The sequence below is a fragment of the Bacillus sp. FSL K6-1218 genome (assembly GCF_038006445.1).
Classification (GTDB): domain Bacteria; phylum Bacillota; class Bacilli; order Bacillales; family Bacillaceae_G; genus Bacillus_A; species Bacillus_A thuringiensis_S.
Genome location: NZ_JBBOVE010000003.1, coordinates 36953 through 53937, shown reverse-complemented (window position 1 = coordinate 53937; position 16985 = coordinate 36953). Strand labels below are relative to the sequence as shown.

Sequence of the window (16985 nt, the reverse complement as noted above, 5' to 3'; positions counted from 1 at the left end):
ACTTATTCTCATTTAATAGCATCAAAGAATTGATTTACAGCCTCTTTAGACTGGTATCCTACTAATCTATTCACCTCTTTACCATCCTTAAAATGAATCAATGTAGGCGTTCCTTTTAGGTCATAATCATGCCATCCTTCTTGAAACTCATAAGCATTATATAAACTAAACTTCGTATTATCATATTTTTTTACTGCATCCTTTAAGTTAGGCTCTAGCGCCTCACAATATGAACAGACTGGACTAAAAAAATAAACCACTTCATTCTGCCCATTTTTTTTATTTTCCTTCAATTGCGCTGGTAAGATTATATTTTGGTAAAACGGATCTTTCTCTGCTTGCTCTAAAGTTTGCATAGACACTTGTTTGTTTCCATATGGACTTACTTTTTGTTTTTGTGCATTTTTATATGTATCAAAAGCCATGAAAGCACCAAAAACTACAATAATAGCTGATAACATGAAGACCAATTTTTTCATCATTTATCCCACCTAAATTATTTGATATTAACATGTTATCAGCTTTTTTCATCCCAATCCTATCAACAAACTTTCAGGATAATTTCATAAAACTTGCAAGAAACTCCTATTTTTCTGCTTTCTCCTTAAATACATCTGGTAGCAAATGATAGAGCTTAGCATCTCTCAACAACTTTATCGTCCGTTCTGAAATGGGTTGTATCTTTTCAATGGTTTCATACTTTTCTAATTCTGGATTCCATTCATTTTCTTTCTGGTATATATGTCGATATACTAGACCTTTATCATTATATTCTAGGAACTCTACGAATTCCTTTATCTCACGTATAACGCTACCATTGACATTTTCTTTGCTCATTTGAATTCCATATGGTAGTAATTCCACAATATCTCGTGCAATTGTAAGATCATCCGATTTAGCATACGATGGAGCTTGTTTCATCATAGGAATATATCGACTTGGAATAGCAGCCGCACTCTTGGCATGGAGAGTTGTAATGATAGAATGACTCGTTTTTACACTATCTAATACTCCGGCTGCCTCAACGCCACGAGTTTCTGAAATTAAAATCCAATCTGGGTTATTACGTAGACCAGCCTTGTTTAAATCCCATATATCTATCTTTTTTTCTCTATCATCACCTGTTAGGGTTACTAAACTACTAATGTCCTTATGTGGATACAATTCTTTCAAGTGACTATCTGGTGTATCCTCAATTAAAAAAATTGCATCATCATCATTCATAAATCCTACCAATAGCTTTTGTAACTCTGTTTTCCCTGTACCCGTTGCACCACTAATTGTGACATTACCCCTTGCCTTCATCAATAATTCTAAGAGTACTGCTACATCCTTATTAACTAGTCCTGTTAAATCAGGAATTGCTAAATGTGGTTTACTCACACGTATAGCGAATGTACCACCGTTCGCACAAACTGGATGTATTGCATTCACTCGTAAATTCCCAAAGGCAGTATCTAATATTGGATTACTTTCTGTAAATTCATCACCTTGAATATCAGCAATTTGTTTTATCAAACTTTTCACTTCTTTTTGCGTTGGTTGCTCTTTAGGTCTATATCTTCCAGTCATTCGATTCTCTATTACTAAGAAAGAACCATTCCATTTCATATCCGTAATATCTTTATCCTTCAGATATGCTTTTAAAAAACTTTCTGCTAAAATTTTTTCTACCCTTTGCTGTTTTTGCATTTGGATATTCATAATTCTCATTTCCCTTCAATTAAAATGTAATGGCATTTGAAATTTGATTCATATAATAGATAAAAATTATCCCTGCAAATCCAGCAACAAAACCTACAGCTAAAAATAATGCGGGCACAGAAAATATATCCATTGCTTCTACCTTTTTATCAACTAGCTCATTAACTTTATTTTCTTGAATACGATCAATAAACATTTCTAACTCTTGTAAAGCTTCTTTCTTTACCCCGTACTCACTAAATTCATAAATAATACTCATAACCATATTTGCTTCACTTGTCCCAACAAAGTCAGCAAATTCTATATAATGCTCCCGATCATTACTCTTTTCTATCTTTTCAACTAATAAATTTAATTGCGCTTGCATCGGTCCTTTTAAATATGGAGCTGTTTCTTTTAATGTTGTATAAACATTCCCAGAGGTACCTAATGAACCTAAAAAATATCTCAAAAACTCTGGAAACAAAAAGGTTTTTTCTATATTGGCATTTGTATTACGCAGCACTAAACTAAAATAGTTATATTTATTGGCAGCAATTACGACTATTGGTAATCCTAAGAAAAATACATATTTTTGTGTGAGCATTACAACTAATGTATAAACCATAAAAATTACTACAGTTAACATCCATTTTGTAATCAGATATGCTTTTTTATTTAAATTAAAGTATTCTAAATACATTTCTAAATGTTTTTCACGCAAAATCTCTCCAAACATCTTCTTTCACTCCTTTTTAATCCATAAATAATAAAAGGAAGGGAATTATCCCTTCCTATCTCGCCATTTCCAAACTATTTTTTTCTGTTTCTAATTTCTTTTTAATATTCATATCTATATCCCTTGTTTATATTAATCATCATTTGAAACGTTATCCCAACCATCGCTCGCAACAGTAGCCCACTGATCCCTTACATCAATTTCGTCATACTCTGCATTTTCTTCATGTTCCTCATATTCTGCAGATGACTCTACTTGAATAAATGCTCCTTCCGCCGTCGGTTTATAACAATCAGATTTTTTTGCTCTTTCTCGCCATAATTCAATTACCGATTTAGGTAAATACTCATTTAATTGACCTACTAGTTCTACTTTTGTTTTTAAAGATAAATAGGAAGCATATACAATGAACGATAAACATTGTTGGAATGTGAATTCATCAAAATGAGTTTCTACAATACTTAAAGCAATATCTGCTCGATCATGAATAAAGTCCCCTAACTCCGTCCTAATCGTGTCTTTTATCTCTAAAATGGCATCTTTCGGCATTAAATCCTTCATTAATACATAACTATCAGTCTCTGATTTTGCAGTATATACGATATTTTCTAAAATAATATTTTCATGTTCTGAAATAATTGGTAAATTCAATACTGACTTTGAATTATCAAAATCTTGACTTAAATACTCGTAACGAGCTTTAGCTGCAGTTTCATTACGATTATAAATTGGCTTTGGTACAATTTTTCCAAACTTATTATCTTGCCTTTTATTTACACGTACGACTACACTTTCACCCTCCTGTAATCGCATTAATTCATCAGGCATTAATAAATAACGTTCTTTTGTACTTTCACTTGTACTCTTATCCGTAGATAAGAATTTACCACTTCGAGTATAGTCTTGAATCGTCTGTTTCCCTATTAAGGCAGCATAGTGTTCTGCTGTAGATTTATCCATTGTTAAGATATAAATTTGGTTCGAACAGTTACCAATAATAGTGTCGGCTTCATCCCCATATAAACTCTTAACTTGTGAATATGCTTGTAAAACTAAATGGAAGCGGAAACCTTTACCAGCACCAACCGTAATCATACCGTCCATACCATCAATGGCTGGCATATTTCCGAATTCATCGAGTAATACCTGTACTTTTCTTTTCATTTTTCCACTTGCACTCATTGTCGCTTTTTCAGCATTGACACGATATGCCTGACTCACAAAAATCGAAGCTAATACATGATTGGACTTGTCATAATCAGGTGTCACCATAAAAATTGCTACTGGCTTTTCTCCAAATCCAATCTCTGTTAAATCTAAAGAATTATAAGATGTCAATTTAGCATTTGGTGTTAATGTAAAAATTTGCAGTTTATCCATTGCATTACTGAAAATACCAGAACGTGTATTACCAGCGGCAAAGTTACTCGTAGCATACATCATACGTGCTGGATCATTTTCATCTCGTGCTCGGAAAAACATATCTAGTGCATTTTCCCCTGTTTCCTCATTGTTATCACTTCCTTTTGTGGCAAGGAAGTTGGCTACAGAATACATATTTACTCTTTCTTCTTTTCCAACTTTCAAAGAATCTTTAGTAATAGCTAAAATAATTGCTGTTACTAAAGATTTTGCAGAGTTATTCCAGAAGGGATCTTTAGCGTTTGGATCATGATATAAAGAGAAAGCTACGCTATTAGCATACTGTTGAGCCAAAGCAGTGTCGCCTTTTTTATACGCTTCAATGACTAACTGCAGGGGATTAAATCCCATTGATTTTTTCTGTTGCATTAAGTTAAAGATATAAACTTCATAACCCCGTTTTTTCAATGTTTCATAGCTAGCCGCAGCAATTTCTCCTTTTGGATCATTAACAATCATGGAGTCTTTTTCTTCAGCACGAGAAATTATATCAACTGATGGAAAAACGTATCGTTCCCCTTTACCTGATCGGGATATACCGATAACCGCTGTATGTACTGGACCTGTATCTAGCATAAGTTGATATTTCTTGCCTTTTTGGAGGGCAGAAACAATTACACCACTTTCCCCTTTGTACTCTTTGTCGCTTCCTGGTACAACCTTATATTGCTTCAATAATTCTTTTGGATCTTCAAACTCCGCACTACCATGCTGATTCTCATTCATTGTTGCGTAATTTGTTTTCATGCTGTAGCAAAATTTTAATAATCCAAAGAGAGTAAGTGCATATGCACCTATATAGAAGGTAATGATATCACGTTGAAAATTGAAACAATCCTCCCACGAAAGGTGGAATAGATCCATTGCTTGCATATTTTGATTAGCAAATGCTTTAAAAACCACTAATACATTTTGTAAAAATGCTAATAAGAAATTAGCAAAGAAAAAATTAAAAAATAAAACCAAAATACTAATCAACATTAATACTTTGGTTTCGGCTAATTTATTTATTGACTGTTTCACAAGCGCCCTCCTTTCCTATCTTCTTAATACTGAAACATAATTGGACGTTTCTAGCGTTTGCTCACGATATACATTTATATATTTGTAACGATACTGAATCTCGATAACAGTACCAACGGACTGTTTTCCAGAAACATTAGCACCCTTCTGATCCTTAAAATTCAGCTCATATCCTTTAGAACGTAATCTATTAGCTACCCCTTGAATTTTTGGCGTTACGCCGCCCTCTGAATCAACCATTTGCTGAATCTCAGTGGTTACTTTCATAAAAGCATTTTGGTGAATAGATTGAATGCTTAAAAATAATTGAAAGGGTAGGAAAATAGATATGAATAAAAGTAATGAAAGAATAAAACCTTTCAGCTCCCCCATGTCACAGCTCCTTTCCGCCTCACTAATTTGATATCTTATTTAAAGATAATCTTTGTTCGGCTTGTGAACGGACTTCTTTATCTTCATTTAATTGCTCAATTTTAAATTGAACACTTTCAATCTCATGCGACTTCTCCGTTGGTTTTTCAGCATGATTTAAAAATACATAACTAATTCGAATATCATTCCCATGATTCTTTTGGACTTTAATCACTTCTGATACTAAATTAGCAACTAATTCTTTTGGATCTTGTTCAATTGTTTGTGATTCTCTTAATTGACCCACTGCCGTCGTTGAAAGTAATGATTTTACTTCTGTAATAGTCCTGGTATTACTATTTTGATTTAAACCAAATATGGAGGCTGCTAAAATAATACATGCAACACTTACGATTACGAAAAAGTATTTAAATGGCACTGCCATAGTATTTCATCCCCTATCTTTCTAACGCCCCAAAGTACTCTCGTTAGAGCGTTGTTTCACTATTGGCTGTTTGTCCATATTTTTTTCATATTGCTTCACAATCTTAATTAAATTCGCATTAAATTCTTCAGTTGCCGTTACTAAGGTAGTTCTATTAGAATGTCGAGGATAGAAAACCATCGGATCTTCGCCACCTGGTAAAGAATTAACCTCCGCATCCCTAACGATAATTTCACCTATCTGAAACGACAATTTCCTTGTCATATCATTTTCTTTCTTATAAGAAAGCATCTTTATTTTTGTTGGTTTACTGTTTTTAGTAGGAATCACTATATCTTGATAATCTTGATTTTTCGGTGTTTTTTGAGCAATATGTTTTAAGAATCCTTCCATTCCTCGACCCACTTCTACAAACGATTTATTAGCTTCTAGCCCTGGAATATTCACGCTTCCTGGTGGATTATCAAATGAAATGTTATGAAGTGTTACCCCTTCATAACTAACTTTAAATTGTGTACGATCAATACTTTCTTGATCCGAACGATATAAACGGTTAATTACTAATCTCTGCTCTAATTTTGGTGCATCTATTAAGTTTTTATCCCACATATTATGTTTAATGGCTTTATAAGCTTTTTTAAATTCCAGCCTATTTTTTTGAAGATATTCATTTGTATCTTTTACATCTTCTAATTGATACTTAAATGACCTATAATTTAAGTTTTCTTCTTCCAATGCTTTCTTTATATTCTCATTAGCCTCAATTCCAGCCTTATCATTATCTGTTGCTATAATAAATACCTTATCTTGTAAGGCTTCCTTATTACTCTTTATATCTTCTATTACCTTTCTCCACTTTCGTGATCCTGTAAGAGCGTATATACCGACATCGGCGTCTATTTCACGAAAGGAATATGCATCTATTGGTGATTCTCCAATTACAATATGTGTTGCCTTCTCTGGAATATCTTTAAAATAATCCTTTGCATTTGATTTTGGATTTACTTGTAATTGAATTTCCTTTTTAGCTAAATTCGGATCGATTGTTGACCGTAATAAAATTCTGTCAATCATGCCGTCATCACCATAGATTGGAAGAACAATATTTCTTTTAACCATATCTGGAATGGTGGCATAATTTATCTTTTTGCCTTCATTTTGCATCGTCTTCTTCGAGTAAAAAATATTAGGAGCGATTTCGAACATTTTCTTCACAAGCTTTTCTTGTTCCAAGTCAAGAATAAAGTCTTGTGTCGTGTTTCTACTCATGCCCCTAAAACCCTCAAGATTCTTATTTTCTGTATTATATTGAATATGCTTTAATAACTTAGTTACCAAATCTATTTCTTTTCTTTGTTCTGGTGTAATCTCAGAATCTTTAACATCTTGTTTCCCTTTCCAATCATTCACCTTTTTGTTTTCTTCATATTCAAACACAATAGATGAACCACACACGTTTTCACGGTTACATTGTAAAAATTGGGGATTATTTTTATAAATAAAGGCTTCGGGTTGTTTACATTCTGGACAAGTGCATAAAAAATAACGCCCGCGATTTTGAGCGTTAACAGCAGCTAAAGCTTCCTCGACATTTTGATATGAATAAGTCATTACTTCTGAACGTGCCACCAAGATTTACCTCCTAAAACCTAGTTTCTGTTCCAGCAGCTATCTCACAAAATTGTTTTTCCTCTTCTGATAAACCTTCACGTTTTGCTTCTTCTTGAAAGAATTCCCTTAATACCTTCTCAACAACCCACTTTTCCACACTTTCGGCATTTACAAAAGTTGAACCATTAAGAAGTACTTCTGTCCATTTATTTTGTAATTTTTGATTAATATTTTCATGGACTTTTAGTGATTCTTGAAAATCAGTTTTAGCACGCCATTCAAATAAATAATCTTGAAATGAATGATATACTGGGTTATTAGCTTGTATTACTTTTAATCTGGAACGATTTATAGAAAAATAATTTGCGGTTACAAAACGAACAAATTTCTCGAAATTTTCTACACTTCCAAACCATTCTTCTTTATTTTTTACAACTTCCTCATAGCTTCCATTTAGTAAATTATAATAATGTACAATATACTCGTAAGAATCAAACATAGAAGATACAATATCCTCAAGTTGTGAGAAAAAACCATTCGAAATCTTTGCATATACGCTTTGGAACAACCTTTCCGATTGTTTTAATGAAAATGAAAAATTTGCCTTTTTCTCAAATAAATCCCGCTTCAAAAAGATAAACGAACGAAATTCTTGATTAAGAAATGCCTGTTTTTCTTCCTTTGCATAATCGCCTAGAATTTTTATATATTGCTTTTTTATATCATCCGTCCATACATCGGTACGCTGAAAGGTATCTTTAATTTGTTGCTCTATTGAGTTCTTATCAGAAAAGGAAATCTTAGAATCCAACAGAAACTTCCCGTTTAAATATAATCCAAATCGTTTCGGCTGAATCTCTTGTGATCTACTCTTTACTTTATGCCGCAATTGAAAAATAATATCCTCAGCTTCTTGTAAAAAGTAGCTTTTTGATTCATCAAGTTCCCTAAAACGTTCACCTTCCGTTGAGAATTTTATAATTATCTCTCTCAAAATCACTCCCTCCTTTACTTTTCATACCCATTAATTAAATTTTTTTGATATATCCACTCTTCTAATGTAAGAAAATCATAAGTATCCTCTTGCAAGTTCTCTTCTTTATATAAATCCTCAAAATAAGAATTAAAAATACTGTCTTTCGTAATTTCTCGTTCTTGGAAAAAATTTTTTTCTACCCCAAACAATCTATTGGATTCTGTATCCACGTATTTTTTCACTATTTCTCTGAAATTCAATTCTGGTAATAATTTAAATTTAACTTTACAATGTACACTTAATAAACGTGTTTCCATTTCTTTAATGGTATTCCACTCTGGGTATCTGAATGTTATATTACCTTCTTCACCTACAAGTAATTCAAAGCTTTTTGTTCCAGCATCTTCAGCAATTAAGAAGCTTCTTCTTTTCTCTCTAACATCTCGAATAAACTCTTGTGCATCTTTATTACTACATAAATGATATGTATATGGTTTTTTTTCACCATTTGCTTTAATTTGTACAATTTCAATCAATCCTTTACCCATACTATGATTGGGATAAAAATCAATTTTTAATCCATTTTCTAAACACATAAGTTGGACACCCCCGTTTTTTTATAAAAAAAATATAAAGAGGTCATACGACCTCTTTATCAACCGAATCCTACTACTTGTCCTGATAACCAAGAAACAATAGCGATTCCAAGATATACAATACAAAATCCCTTTACTACATTGATCATCCAGCCTGTACATTGTTCTTTTCGCTGCGGATCTTTTGAAACCATGTAAATAATACCAATAATAACTAAAATTAAACCTGCTAACGCTGGCGCAACTGGTTTAATTGTGTTTGTAAAATTACCAATCGTTGAAATAAATTCATTCATAGAATTTTCCTACCTTTTTTTAAGATTTTACTAGTGAACCAATTGAGTCCACATTTGCAAGCATTGTTTCTTGAACTAGCTTCTCATGTGCTTCATGGAGCCAATCATAGTAATTAATACCCTTTGCTGCCAAAATATTTTTCGCAGCTGTTTCCATTTTTTTAAATGTTGGTGGCTTTTGTACTTTGGGTTTTTTCACACTTTCTACTTCTACTGCATCATGTGTTCCTTCTTGAACTGGAGTGTTGTGGTTTTGATATTCCGTCACTCATATCACCTCCTTTCAATGAATTCATAAAAAAAGACCGTTTTCCTTAGGAAAATGGTCTTTTACACATAAATTTAGTTATATACCTAAATTAATTACTTTCTTCAATTGATCATACAAACTTAAAGTATCAGTCTTTCTAAACTCAAACAATTTTTCTGCCGAGTGGGCCTTTGTAATCGCATTAATCTTAGATTGTTGATTATTCATCACATTCACTTGATGTGGATATGATGAAATCTCTACCGTTGGATCATGTTGCTCTACTACATAAGCATCGTCAACGACACTTCCCACTAAATAGCGTTCGAAATTAAATTTTTGTCCAAATATTAAAGTGGCATCATTTAATCCCATATTTGCTAACAAAACCTTATTTTCATAGGGTTGTTTGGCTTTTAAAGCTGAATCAGATGAAATAGGAAGGTAATAACGATTTAGGTTTGTTCTTGATCCATACAAACCTTCCTTACTATTAGAATCTGCATGTAAGAGTGTATCATTGAATTTCTGTCCTGTTTGCTGTTCATAATTGGTTTTAGCTTCTTGATTTACAATGTTCTTAATCTCGTCAGCTGATGGTAGCTTTCCTTTTCCCTGTTCCATATCACGTAAATACTTTGTATAAGGAAACGGCTGAATAAATCCTGTTTGTTTTCCAACAAAGAAATAATCAGAGGCCCAATTTAAAGTATAGCTACGCTTTGTATCATTCACTACGCCCTTATCCTTCATATTCTCTAATTGAAGGGGCAATGCATACTTCGTATACGCATAGGGACTTTGATTTTGATATGTACTTCTTAAATTCTTATCAATATCAACAGCGTAATAATAACTATTCGCTCCATTTTTGCGTTGATACATGAAAGACTTAGATTTTTGGGAATCAGTAGGTAATTCTACTTCATACTCCATCGTTCCAGGTGAAATATCAATCCATGATTGCGTAGGTAAACTATTGTCATCTTTAGCCTTTGAAATTGCAGCTTGTTTAAATCTTTCGTAGTAATTTTTATTAAAGACTACTTTCGCTTTATCCTTGCTCATATCAATGGCTTTCTTTTTACCTACAATTAGATTGCCACCCTTTTCACCTGACGCTCCATTGCCAGTGATATTTTGTAAATCTTTAGCGCCAGTTACATTGAACATTTTTTCAAAACTTGGATCTACTAAAAGTCGGAGGTTTTCACCATAATGTTTAACTAAATCAAATACTTTTTTATATGGTTCGGACCAAACGGCTGTTGTATCCTTGTAGACCCAATCAAAGCAATCACTACCTTGTTGATCTTTACACATATAATTTTCACTGTAATGATTCGTATATTCATAAGAAGAATCATATTGTATATTCTTATTTTGTAGGTTTTTCAAATCTAATAAAAGTGCCATCGGTTTATCACTTTGCTCTGAAAAAACACCATTTGCACTTATACGATTTAAGACATTTCTAACCGAATAATGCTTACCTGTAATTTCAAAATTACTACTTGCATATATTTGACTCGGTTTAGATGGATCTACACGTCTAAGCTCCCATAAATAATCACCTTTTGTCATTCCTTCTGTTGAGCCTTCCATTTCTACAACCCTAGTTGGATCAGAGAGAGAACTCTTATACGTAAAAGTAAAACTCAAGTTGTTTTCTGGAGCTTTCCCTTTATATTGCTGGTTTAAAGGCGCAGCAACATAAGGGTTATTTTGTGAATCCTTAAATACTCCTTTATTTTCTGGAGTATAACTATAATCTGAACCTATCTTCATCTTATGATGATCTTCTCTTAAAATTTTATTAGACTTAGCATCTACATGCTTTATGTCTACTTTAATAGAGCAAGTTTGGTCCAAGTTTACAATTGAACCGTCTGGACAAGTTTTTTGACCAATTTTATAGGATAATTCAGCTGGTTGGCCTCCAAATATCCAATACGCACTACCAGCCCATCTTGTTTGTCCAGCTTCTTCTGGAGAGCTTACTCCATACCATACAACGGTATTCGCTTCATTTTGCGCAACCCTTTGATACGTTTCATTTATAGTAAAGTATCTTCCACCAGACCAACCTGTTTGACGGGGATAATTCCTTCTTGCTACTCCATCATTCGCCATAACTAAGTTTCCAGCATTTAAACCAGAATCTAATGAAATTTTACCAAGACTGAAATCTAAATCACTAAATTGAAATGGTACTTTTAAATAGTCCCAAACAACATTATTTTCTACCTTTTTAATAATCCTTAGATTCCATGTATCTTCTGTAGTTCCATTAGGAAATAGTTCGTTTAAAGGGATGTGCGCAACAAATCCTACATTATGATAATACATGTTACACTCATCGTTACTTTTGTTATAAGCATCTTTGGGACATGCATTATAAACTTCCCCTGTACTGTTTTGTCGGTTGTACTCCAAGTCTTTAGAGGCATCTAAATCCGTCATTTCAGCTTGATAAATATAACTTTTACCAGTCCGTTTATTCAACGCCCATAAATACGTTTCTTGATTGGAAGCATTATGCTCATGATACCCTACTAGCGCACTCCAACCTGTAAATTCTAAATAAGGTTGCGTTCCTCGTCCATAATCCCTGTTGGTGATTTGCCATTTAGGTTTTCCATCAACACCACTATAAACATCGTATACTAACTTTCTACCACTTTTCCAAGCCTCTTCCTTTCCTCCACCTTCTCCAGGAGAAACGTTATGAGAAGGATAGGGCGAATATGCCGCCCCGTATGTAGGGTTGCTAAAAAAACTTAAAGAAAAAAGAAACGAAAAACCAATTACCATTAGCAAATGTTTTACTTTCATGTTTCGTTTCACATCCTATATTAAAACAACTAATTACTTACCAGCCGTTGGAATCGCTTTGAATACATTGCTTACCATATTACTCATTCCTGTACCAATTTGATTTAATAATGGTTGGATCACACCTGTTGCAAATCCTACGCATAATCCAAAAATCACGAGACATACTACAATAATTAAAATAGCTCCTTTTTGTTCACCCACTTCTTTTCACCTCCTTTAAATTCTTTCTTGCTATTTCCTACTTACCAGCCGTTGGAATAGCTTTAAATACATTGTTTACCATGTTGCTCATTCCTGTACCAATTTGACTTAATAATGGTTGAATCACACCTGTTGCAAATCCTACGCATAATCCAAAAATCACAAGACATACTACAATAATTAAAATAGCTCCTTTTTGTTCACCCACTCTTTTCACCCCCTCTTAAAAATTCAATAAAAAAACATCCATAATGGATGCAAAAAACTCACACTGGATGTATCACTTTACTAGTCCTACACCTCTTTCAATTAACGATTAAATATCTTGCATACATGTTTATTATCCATTGCTAAATAAAAAATCATTAATTCAAAAAAGAATAAAACTAATGGTTTATTAAATCACTAAGATAGAGAGGATAAAAACCGAACCTAGTAAAACCATTAAAAATAATAGTCCAAATCCCCCATATAAGTAGTCGCAAACTAGTGCGATCCAGAAACCAAGTGTCCTCTCTTATGGTTACACTTTTCGAAACATCTTTTACCTATACACGGTTCGTCATTGATAAGGGAGGTAGACGCTTCTCCACACATGTTTTGCTTCTGGTAATATGATATCGCCAATTCCAATTTCCTCCCTGCCAAGAATCTGTCAAGATACTTTCATAAAACTTTCATAAAACTCCCAAATTTTTTGTTCTTAGAGAAATAAAAAAAGACTAGGATTGTACAATCCTAGTCTTTTCGAATAATTATTTTCTAAATAGGTCTTTCAGTCTTCTTAAACCACTTTGAAGTGATCTTCTAAATGTTGGACTAACCCCAGCTGCAGCACCGACACCTACAGCTCCAGCTGCAGCAACTCCACCAGCTACCGCAATTGGTGATAAGCCACCTTGTTCATCTTTCACCTCAGAATTTTTGTCTTTTTGATTAGAGGCTTTATCTTTATCCGTACCTTTTTTCTCTTCTTTTTTATCCTCTTGTTTTGCTTCTTCTGGTTTATTTTCTTCTGGTTTTGCTTCTTCTTGTTTAACTTGTTCATCGGAAGTATTTAATTTTTCCTTGTTACCTTTATTATCTGCAAGATCTTTAAGGGTAGTATTCACAGATAAAGCAACATCATCTTCTTTATTCTTCATTGGAACTACTACGCCATTATTCTCTACAAATTTAATTTCACCTTTGGCAATACTTTCAGCTTTTGGTTTATTGTCTTGTTTAGGTAAATCCACTGGACTTGAAGTTTCCTTTTTATCCTCTACTACTACATATTTAGCTTCTGGAACTACTTCTTGTTTAGGAATAAAGAAGTTTGGTTTTGTAGTAGGTTTTACAACTGGCTTCTCCGGAATTTTATTACCATCTGTTTTTTCTACTGGTTTCTCTGGAATTTTGTTACCATCCGGCTTCGGTTCAGGTTTCGGCTCAGGTTTCGGTTCAGGTTTCGGTTCAGGTTTCGGCTCAGGTTTCGGCTCTGGCTTCGGTTCAGGTTTCGGCTCAGGTTTCGGCTCTGGCTTCGGTTCAGGTTTCGGCTCAGGTTTTGGTTCTGGCTTCGGTTCTGGCTTCGGCTCAGGTTTTGGTTCTGGCTTCGGTTCTGGCTTCGGTTCTGGCTTCGGCTCAGGTTTTGGTTCTGGCTTCGGTTCTGGCTTTTCAGATGTAGCCACTTTAATCTTCAACTTATAGTTCCCTTTGAACGGCTCCACAACTTCAATTTCTTGTCCATCAAATACTTCTCCAGTATACGGTCCGATTAAAATTACTTTTCCACTTGGAGCAACATAACCTTTAACATAATAATTTAAATCCCCCTTCGGGCGTGCAGGATCTTGAAGCGTATTATGTGAATAAATAACAATTTCATCATATGCTGGATCATCTGGTGTATACCATGCTAACGTCTTTGTTGGACTAAAAATCATTGTTGTAGATAATGCAATACCAATTGTCATAATACCAGCAGCAGTTTTTTTAGTAGTAGTCTTTTTAAACATGTGTGTAATCTATCACTAAACACTCAAATTGTTGAGTTATCCTAATTTAGTAATAGCTTCCTCCCTATATATAGCACTAGGATAATGCTCGATATCAACTAATTATTATTTAACCATATTAAAATATAACATTTTATATGGTAGTTGACTATTCGAAATTTAACTTTTTAGTCGATATCAATCAGCTCTTCTCTTGCTAATCCAAGTGCATATGCTAAAGTCATCAATGCCCGATTTCTTATCCTATGAAATTGGGATTCTGAAATATGAAATTGATTACAAAGCTGCACTACACTTTTATCTTTCTTAATATAGTAATGAATAACCAATTGCCTTTGGGTTAACTCCAAACGACTAACCTTACGTAATAGAGAAGTAGTAAACTCACATGCCTCAACATTTTTAAGAGCCGTACTTTCTGTAGAAGAATGAAACGTGTTGTTTACTGTAGTTGATTCGTTCAAAGTGTACGATGCTGTAATCTTTGGTTGTTGTTTCTCTTCCAATGACCAAACATACAAATGATACTTTTTGAATTCTTTAAGAACAAGTTTAATAATTTTCTTTTCCTGTTTTTTAGTCGGTTCAACCAGCAATACCAACCAAATCACCTCCTACAATTTCACTTAAAGTAAAATTCTTAAGTTTAAAATGTTTTGAAATTTATATATGAAAATTGTTAACTAAATATTGGGAATTTTAGAAATAAGCAAATCCTATAGTACTTTTTTATCTTTTAGTGCAATTTTGTTTATAATATAAGAAGAATTACTTAAACAAAATATAAATGGTTTTATATTTTGGGATCATTTTCGTCTGTTAAAGCAGTAAAATACTTTGGAAGAAATAATTTTTCAATCGGAACTCCATAAAATTCTGAAATTCGTTCAGCTCTAGAGAGTGTTGTACTTTTACTCCCAATCTCAATCTCTCTTAGAACGCCTAATGATAAATTTAATTCCTTTGATACTTCTGCTAGAGAAAGATTTTTGGATTTGCGAATATTTCGCATGGTAATTCGAGTAGAAATATTATCCATATTCTCACCCCCTGAAAATATTGTATAGCTCTAAAAGATTAAAGTCAACTCTGAAAGATTAAAAATTATACTTTAAGTGAAAAAGAAAGGTGTTTGATTATATGAACCAAGAAGTTTTAGGAAAAAACATAAGAAAATTAAGAGCAATTAAGGGCGTTAATCAAACTGAATTTGCTAAAGCAATGTCGGTTTCTGTTAGTGCTGTCTCCAGCTGGGAAAAGGGAGAGAAGAAGCCAAGACTAAATAAAATCTCTCAAATTGCTTCTTACTTCAATGTAACAGAGGCATATTTACTTACACATAATATTCGTGACGAGGATTTACGGAATGAAACTGGGGAAGAACCTATTGAACGTTTAGCTCGTCTTCTATATGACCGATTTATGAGCGTCCCAGATAAATATAAACCCGAGGTAGAACGTGAGTTAATTCGTTATGCTGATCTTTTAAAATTAGAAGCTAATTTAAAAAATGAAAATAATACAGACGATTAAGGGTTAGATATGAAAGGTAATTACGAGTCACTTAAGTTATCTAGATTTTCATATTTTTCTATGACATCTAGTAATTCTATAAATGTTTCTAATGTATCGGAGTTGGTATATTCCTTGCATTCTTTTACTATATCTACAAAAAAAGTTTGTTCCATAAGAGTTCCTACTTTCTAAATACTTTTTAAATGTATATTAAGATTTTTTAATATTGTTTTTAAAAAAAATTTAATCATATTAACCACATATAACAACATGAATATAACATATTCTACCACGGGATAGAACGTCTGTTCTACTTTTAAGCTCAAACAGGTTTCAAACCGTTACCATTTGCGCACCAAAGGTTTAGTTTGAGAACGTTCTATCCAAATATATTCCATCCTTATTATTACTTCAAGTATAATGTTCGAAGATTCGAAAGGATGGTGTATATGGGGACGGTAGGAGAGCATTTAATGTATTTTCGCAAAAAACGGGGATTAACACAATATGAAATCGCAAGTTACCTTAATGTCGCTCGTCCAACATACACAAATTGGGAAGCAAATAGGACTGAACCCGATCTCTCAACTTTAATAAAGATTTCAGATTATCTTGGTATATCACTTGATACATTAGTTGGGAGAAAATGTGATACAGATGTACAACTTGAAGAAATAAAAGACAAAATTAGTACTTTACCATTAGAAAAACAAAAAATTATTCTTGACTCACTGCTTGATTATACAGACTTAGTAAAAAAACATTTCATAGAATAACATGAATTCTTTTCCAATGACAACTTTTATATTCCAGTTTCGTTTTATTTTATATAGCAATGTTTTCTTATTTCGAATTTAATATTTTCCTTATATGTGAAGGGAAATAGGTTAGTAATTATACATAAAATTTTTAAAAATAAAAGGCTTGAGGAATTTCTCCCTCAAGCCTTTTATTTTAATTATAATTTGTTTCTAGTGTATAAAAATTCCGAAATTTCAGAACTATAGTTCTTCTTTATGGTATAATTATTTATATGAAATTA

19 protein-coding genes are annotated in these 16985 nt (G+C 33.0%); 2 read left to right on the top strand and 17 right to left on the bottom strand.

Annotated features, from left to right (window positions below; all coding sequences use genetic code 11):
• Nucleotides 1-8: 8 nt before the first annotated feature.
• From MHI26_RS30565 to MHI26_RS30485, 17 genes are all read right to left on the bottom strand, one after another.
• Nucleotides 9-479, bottom strand: a complete 471-nt coding sequence (locus tag MHI26_RS30565) for a thioredoxin family protein (protein ID WP_255259141.1) — start codon at nt 477-479, stop codon at nt 9-11.
• A gap of 106 nt (nt 480-585) precedes the next feature.
• The gene (locus tag MHI26_RS30560) at nt 586-1704 is read right to left on the bottom strand and encodes an ATPase, T2SS/T4P/T4SS family (protein WP_098291705.1); all 1119 of its coding nucleotides are present in this window, start codon (nt 1702-1704) and stop codon (nt 586-588) included.
• Nucleotides 1705-1723: 19 nt separating this feature from the next.
• Entirely contained in the window at nt 1724-2422 is a 699-nt protein-coding gene (locus tag MHI26_RS30555) for a flagellar assembly protein FlaJ (protein WP_097889049.1), read from the bottom strand.
• Nucleotides 2423-2554: 132 nt separating this feature from the next.
• On the bottom strand, nt 2555-4867 hold the full coding sequence (locus tag MHI26_RS30550; protein ID WP_098291704.1) for a VirD4-like conjugal transfer protein, CD1115 family: 2313 nt from the start codon (nt 4865-4867) through the stop codon (nt 2555-2557).
• A gap of 15 nt (nt 4868-4882) precedes the next feature.
• Nucleotides 4883-5239 (bottom strand): hypothetical protein, encoded by a 357-nt coding sequence (locus tag MHI26_RS30545; protein WP_061666003.1) that lies wholly within the window; start codon nt 5237-5239, stop codon nt 4883-4885.
• 22 nt (nt 5240-5261) lie between these two features.
• The gene (locus MHI26_RS30540; RefSeq protein WP_061665804.1) at nt 5262-5663 is read right to left on the bottom strand and encodes a hypothetical protein; all 402 of its coding nucleotides are present in this window, start codon (nt 5661-5663) and stop codon (nt 5262-5264) included.
• A gap of 21 nt (nt 5664-5684) precedes the next feature.
• On the bottom strand, nt 5685-7292 hold the full coding sequence (locus tag MHI26_RS30535; RefSeq protein WP_098291703.1) for a toprim domain-containing protein: 1608 nt from the start codon (nt 7290-7292) through the stop codon (nt 5685-5687).
• A gap of 13 nt (nt 7293-7305) precedes the next feature.
• Nucleotides 7306-8274 carry a hypothetical protein gene (locus MHI26_RS30530; RefSeq protein WP_225989680.1) on the bottom strand — a complete coding sequence of 323 codons (969 nt, stop codon included), beginning with the start codon at nt 8272-8274 and terminating at the stop codon, nt 7306-7308.
• A gap of 8 nt (nt 8275-8282) precedes the next feature.
• Nucleotides 8283-8846: a hypothetical protein gene (locus tag MHI26_RS30525; RefSeq protein WP_061666000.1), complete on the bottom strand. Its 564-nt coding sequence runs from the start codon at nt 8844-8846 to the stop codon at nt 8283-8285.
• Between the two features lie 59 nt (nt 8847-8905).
• Nucleotides 8906-9142 (bottom strand): pilin, encoded by a 237-nt coding sequence (locus MHI26_RS30520; protein ID WP_001001740.1) that lies wholly within the window; start codon nt 9140-9142, stop codon nt 8906-8908.
• A gap of 19 nt (nt 9143-9161) precedes the next feature.
• Nucleotides 9162-9410: a hypothetical protein gene (locus MHI26_RS30515; RefSeq protein ID WP_098291701.1), complete on the bottom strand. Its 249-nt coding sequence runs from the start codon at nt 9408-9410 to the stop codon at nt 9162-9164.
• 78 nt (nt 9411-9488) lie between these two features.
• Nucleotides 9489-12227, bottom strand: coding sequence for a hypothetical protein (locus tag MHI26_RS30510; RefSeq protein ID WP_340809301.1), 2739 nt, complete (start codon nt 12225-12227; stop codon nt 9489-9491).
• A gap of 33 nt (nt 12228-12260) precedes the next feature.
• Complete coding sequence (locus tag MHI26_RS30505; protein WP_176510574.1) at nt 12261-12431, bottom strand: hypothetical protein; 171 nt, start codon at nt 12429-12431, stop codon at nt 12261-12263.
• Between the two features lie 37 nt (nt 12432-12468).
• Nucleotides 12469-12639, bottom strand: coding sequence for a hypothetical protein (locus MHI26_RS30500; RefSeq protein WP_164876590.1), 171 nt, complete (start codon nt 12637-12639; stop codon nt 12469-12471).
• A 547-nt stretch (nt 12640-13186) separates the two neighbouring features.
• Nucleotides 13187-14428, bottom strand: coding sequence for a hypothetical protein (locus MHI26_RS30495; RefSeq protein ID WP_340994826.1), 1242 nt, complete (start codon nt 14426-14428; stop codon nt 13187-13189).
• 167 nt (nt 14429-14595) lie between these two features.
• The gene (locus tag MHI26_RS30490; protein WP_255253822.1) at nt 14596-15039 is read right to left on the bottom strand and encodes an ArpU family phage packaging/lysis transcriptional regulator; all 444 of its coding nucleotides are present in this window, start codon (nt 15037-15039) and stop codon (nt 14596-14598) included.
• A 182-nt stretch (nt 15040-15221) separates the two neighbouring features.
• Complete coding sequence (locus MHI26_RS30485; RefSeq protein WP_061667668.1) at nt 15222-15467, bottom strand: helix-turn-helix domain-containing protein; 246 nt, start codon at nt 15465-15467, stop codon at nt 15222-15224.
• Nucleotides 15468-15568: 101 nt separating this feature from the next.
• On the opposite strand from MHI26_RS30485, the gene MHI26_RS30480 reads away from it, so the two are divergent.
• Both MHI26_RS30480 and MHI26_RS30475 read left to right on the top strand, forming a co-directional pair.
• Nucleotides 15569-15961: a helix-turn-helix domain-containing protein gene (locus MHI26_RS30480; RefSeq protein WP_061667669.1), complete on the top strand. Its 393-nt coding sequence runs from the start codon at nt 15569-15571 to the stop codon at nt 15959-15961.
• A 431-nt stretch (nt 15962-16392) separates the two neighbouring features.
• A complete protein-coding gene (locus tag MHI26_RS30475) occupies nt 16393-16719 on the top strand; it encodes a helix-turn-helix domain-containing protein (protein ID WP_061667670.1) in 327 nt (108 codons plus the stop codon).
• Nucleotides 16720-16985 lie beyond the last annotated feature (266 nt).

Bases quoted from the DNA above. Each gene is read 5' to 3' on its own strand.
- MHI26_RS30560 (WP_098291705.1), bottom strand. From the start codon at position 1,704: ATGAATATCCAAATGCAAAAACAGCAAAGGGTAGAAAAAATTTTAGCA.
- MHI26_RS30545 (WP_061666003.1), bottom strand. From the start codon at position 5,239: ATGGGGGAGCTGAAAGGTTTTATTCTTTCATTACTTTTATTCATATCT.
- MHI26_RS30520 (WP_001001740.1), bottom strand. From the start codon at position 9,142: ATGAATGAATTTATTTCAACGATTGGTAATTTTACAAACACAATTAAA.
- MHI26_RS30525 (WP_061666000.1), bottom strand. From the start codon at position 8,846: ATGTGTTTAGAAAATGGATTAAAAATTGATTTTTATCCCAATCATAGT.
- MHI26_RS30555 (WP_097889049.1), bottom strand. From the start codon at position 2,422: ATGTTTGGAGAGATTTTGCGTGAAAAACATTTAGAAATGTATTTAGAA.
- MHI26_RS30485 (WP_061667668.1), bottom strand. From the start codon at position 15,467: ATGGATAATATTTCTACTCGAATTACCATGCGAAATATTCGCAAATCC.
- MHI26_RS30510 (WP_340809301.1), bottom strand. From the start codon at position 12,227: ATGAAAGTAAAACATTTGCTAATGGTAATTGGTTTTTCGTTTCTTTTT.
- MHI26_RS30540 (WP_061665804.1), bottom strand. From the start codon at position 5,663: ATGGCAGTGCCATTTAAATACTTTTTCGTAATCGTAAGTGTTGCATGT.
- MHI26_RS30475 (WP_061667670.1), top strand. From the start codon at position 16,393: ATGGGGACGGTAGGAGAGCATTTAATGTATTTTCGCAAAAAACGGGGA.
- MHI26_RS30480 (WP_061667669.1), top strand. From the start codon at position 15,569: ATGAACCAAGAAGTTTTAGGAAAAAACATAAGAAAATTAAGAGCAATT.
- MHI26_RS30495 (WP_340994826.1), bottom strand. From the start codon at position 14,428: ATGTTTAAAAAGACTACTACTAAAAAAACTGCTGCTGGTATTATGACA.
- MHI26_RS30565 (WP_255259141.1), bottom strand. From the start codon at position 479: ATGAAAAAATTGGTCTTCATGTTATCAGCTATTATTGTAGTTTTTGGT.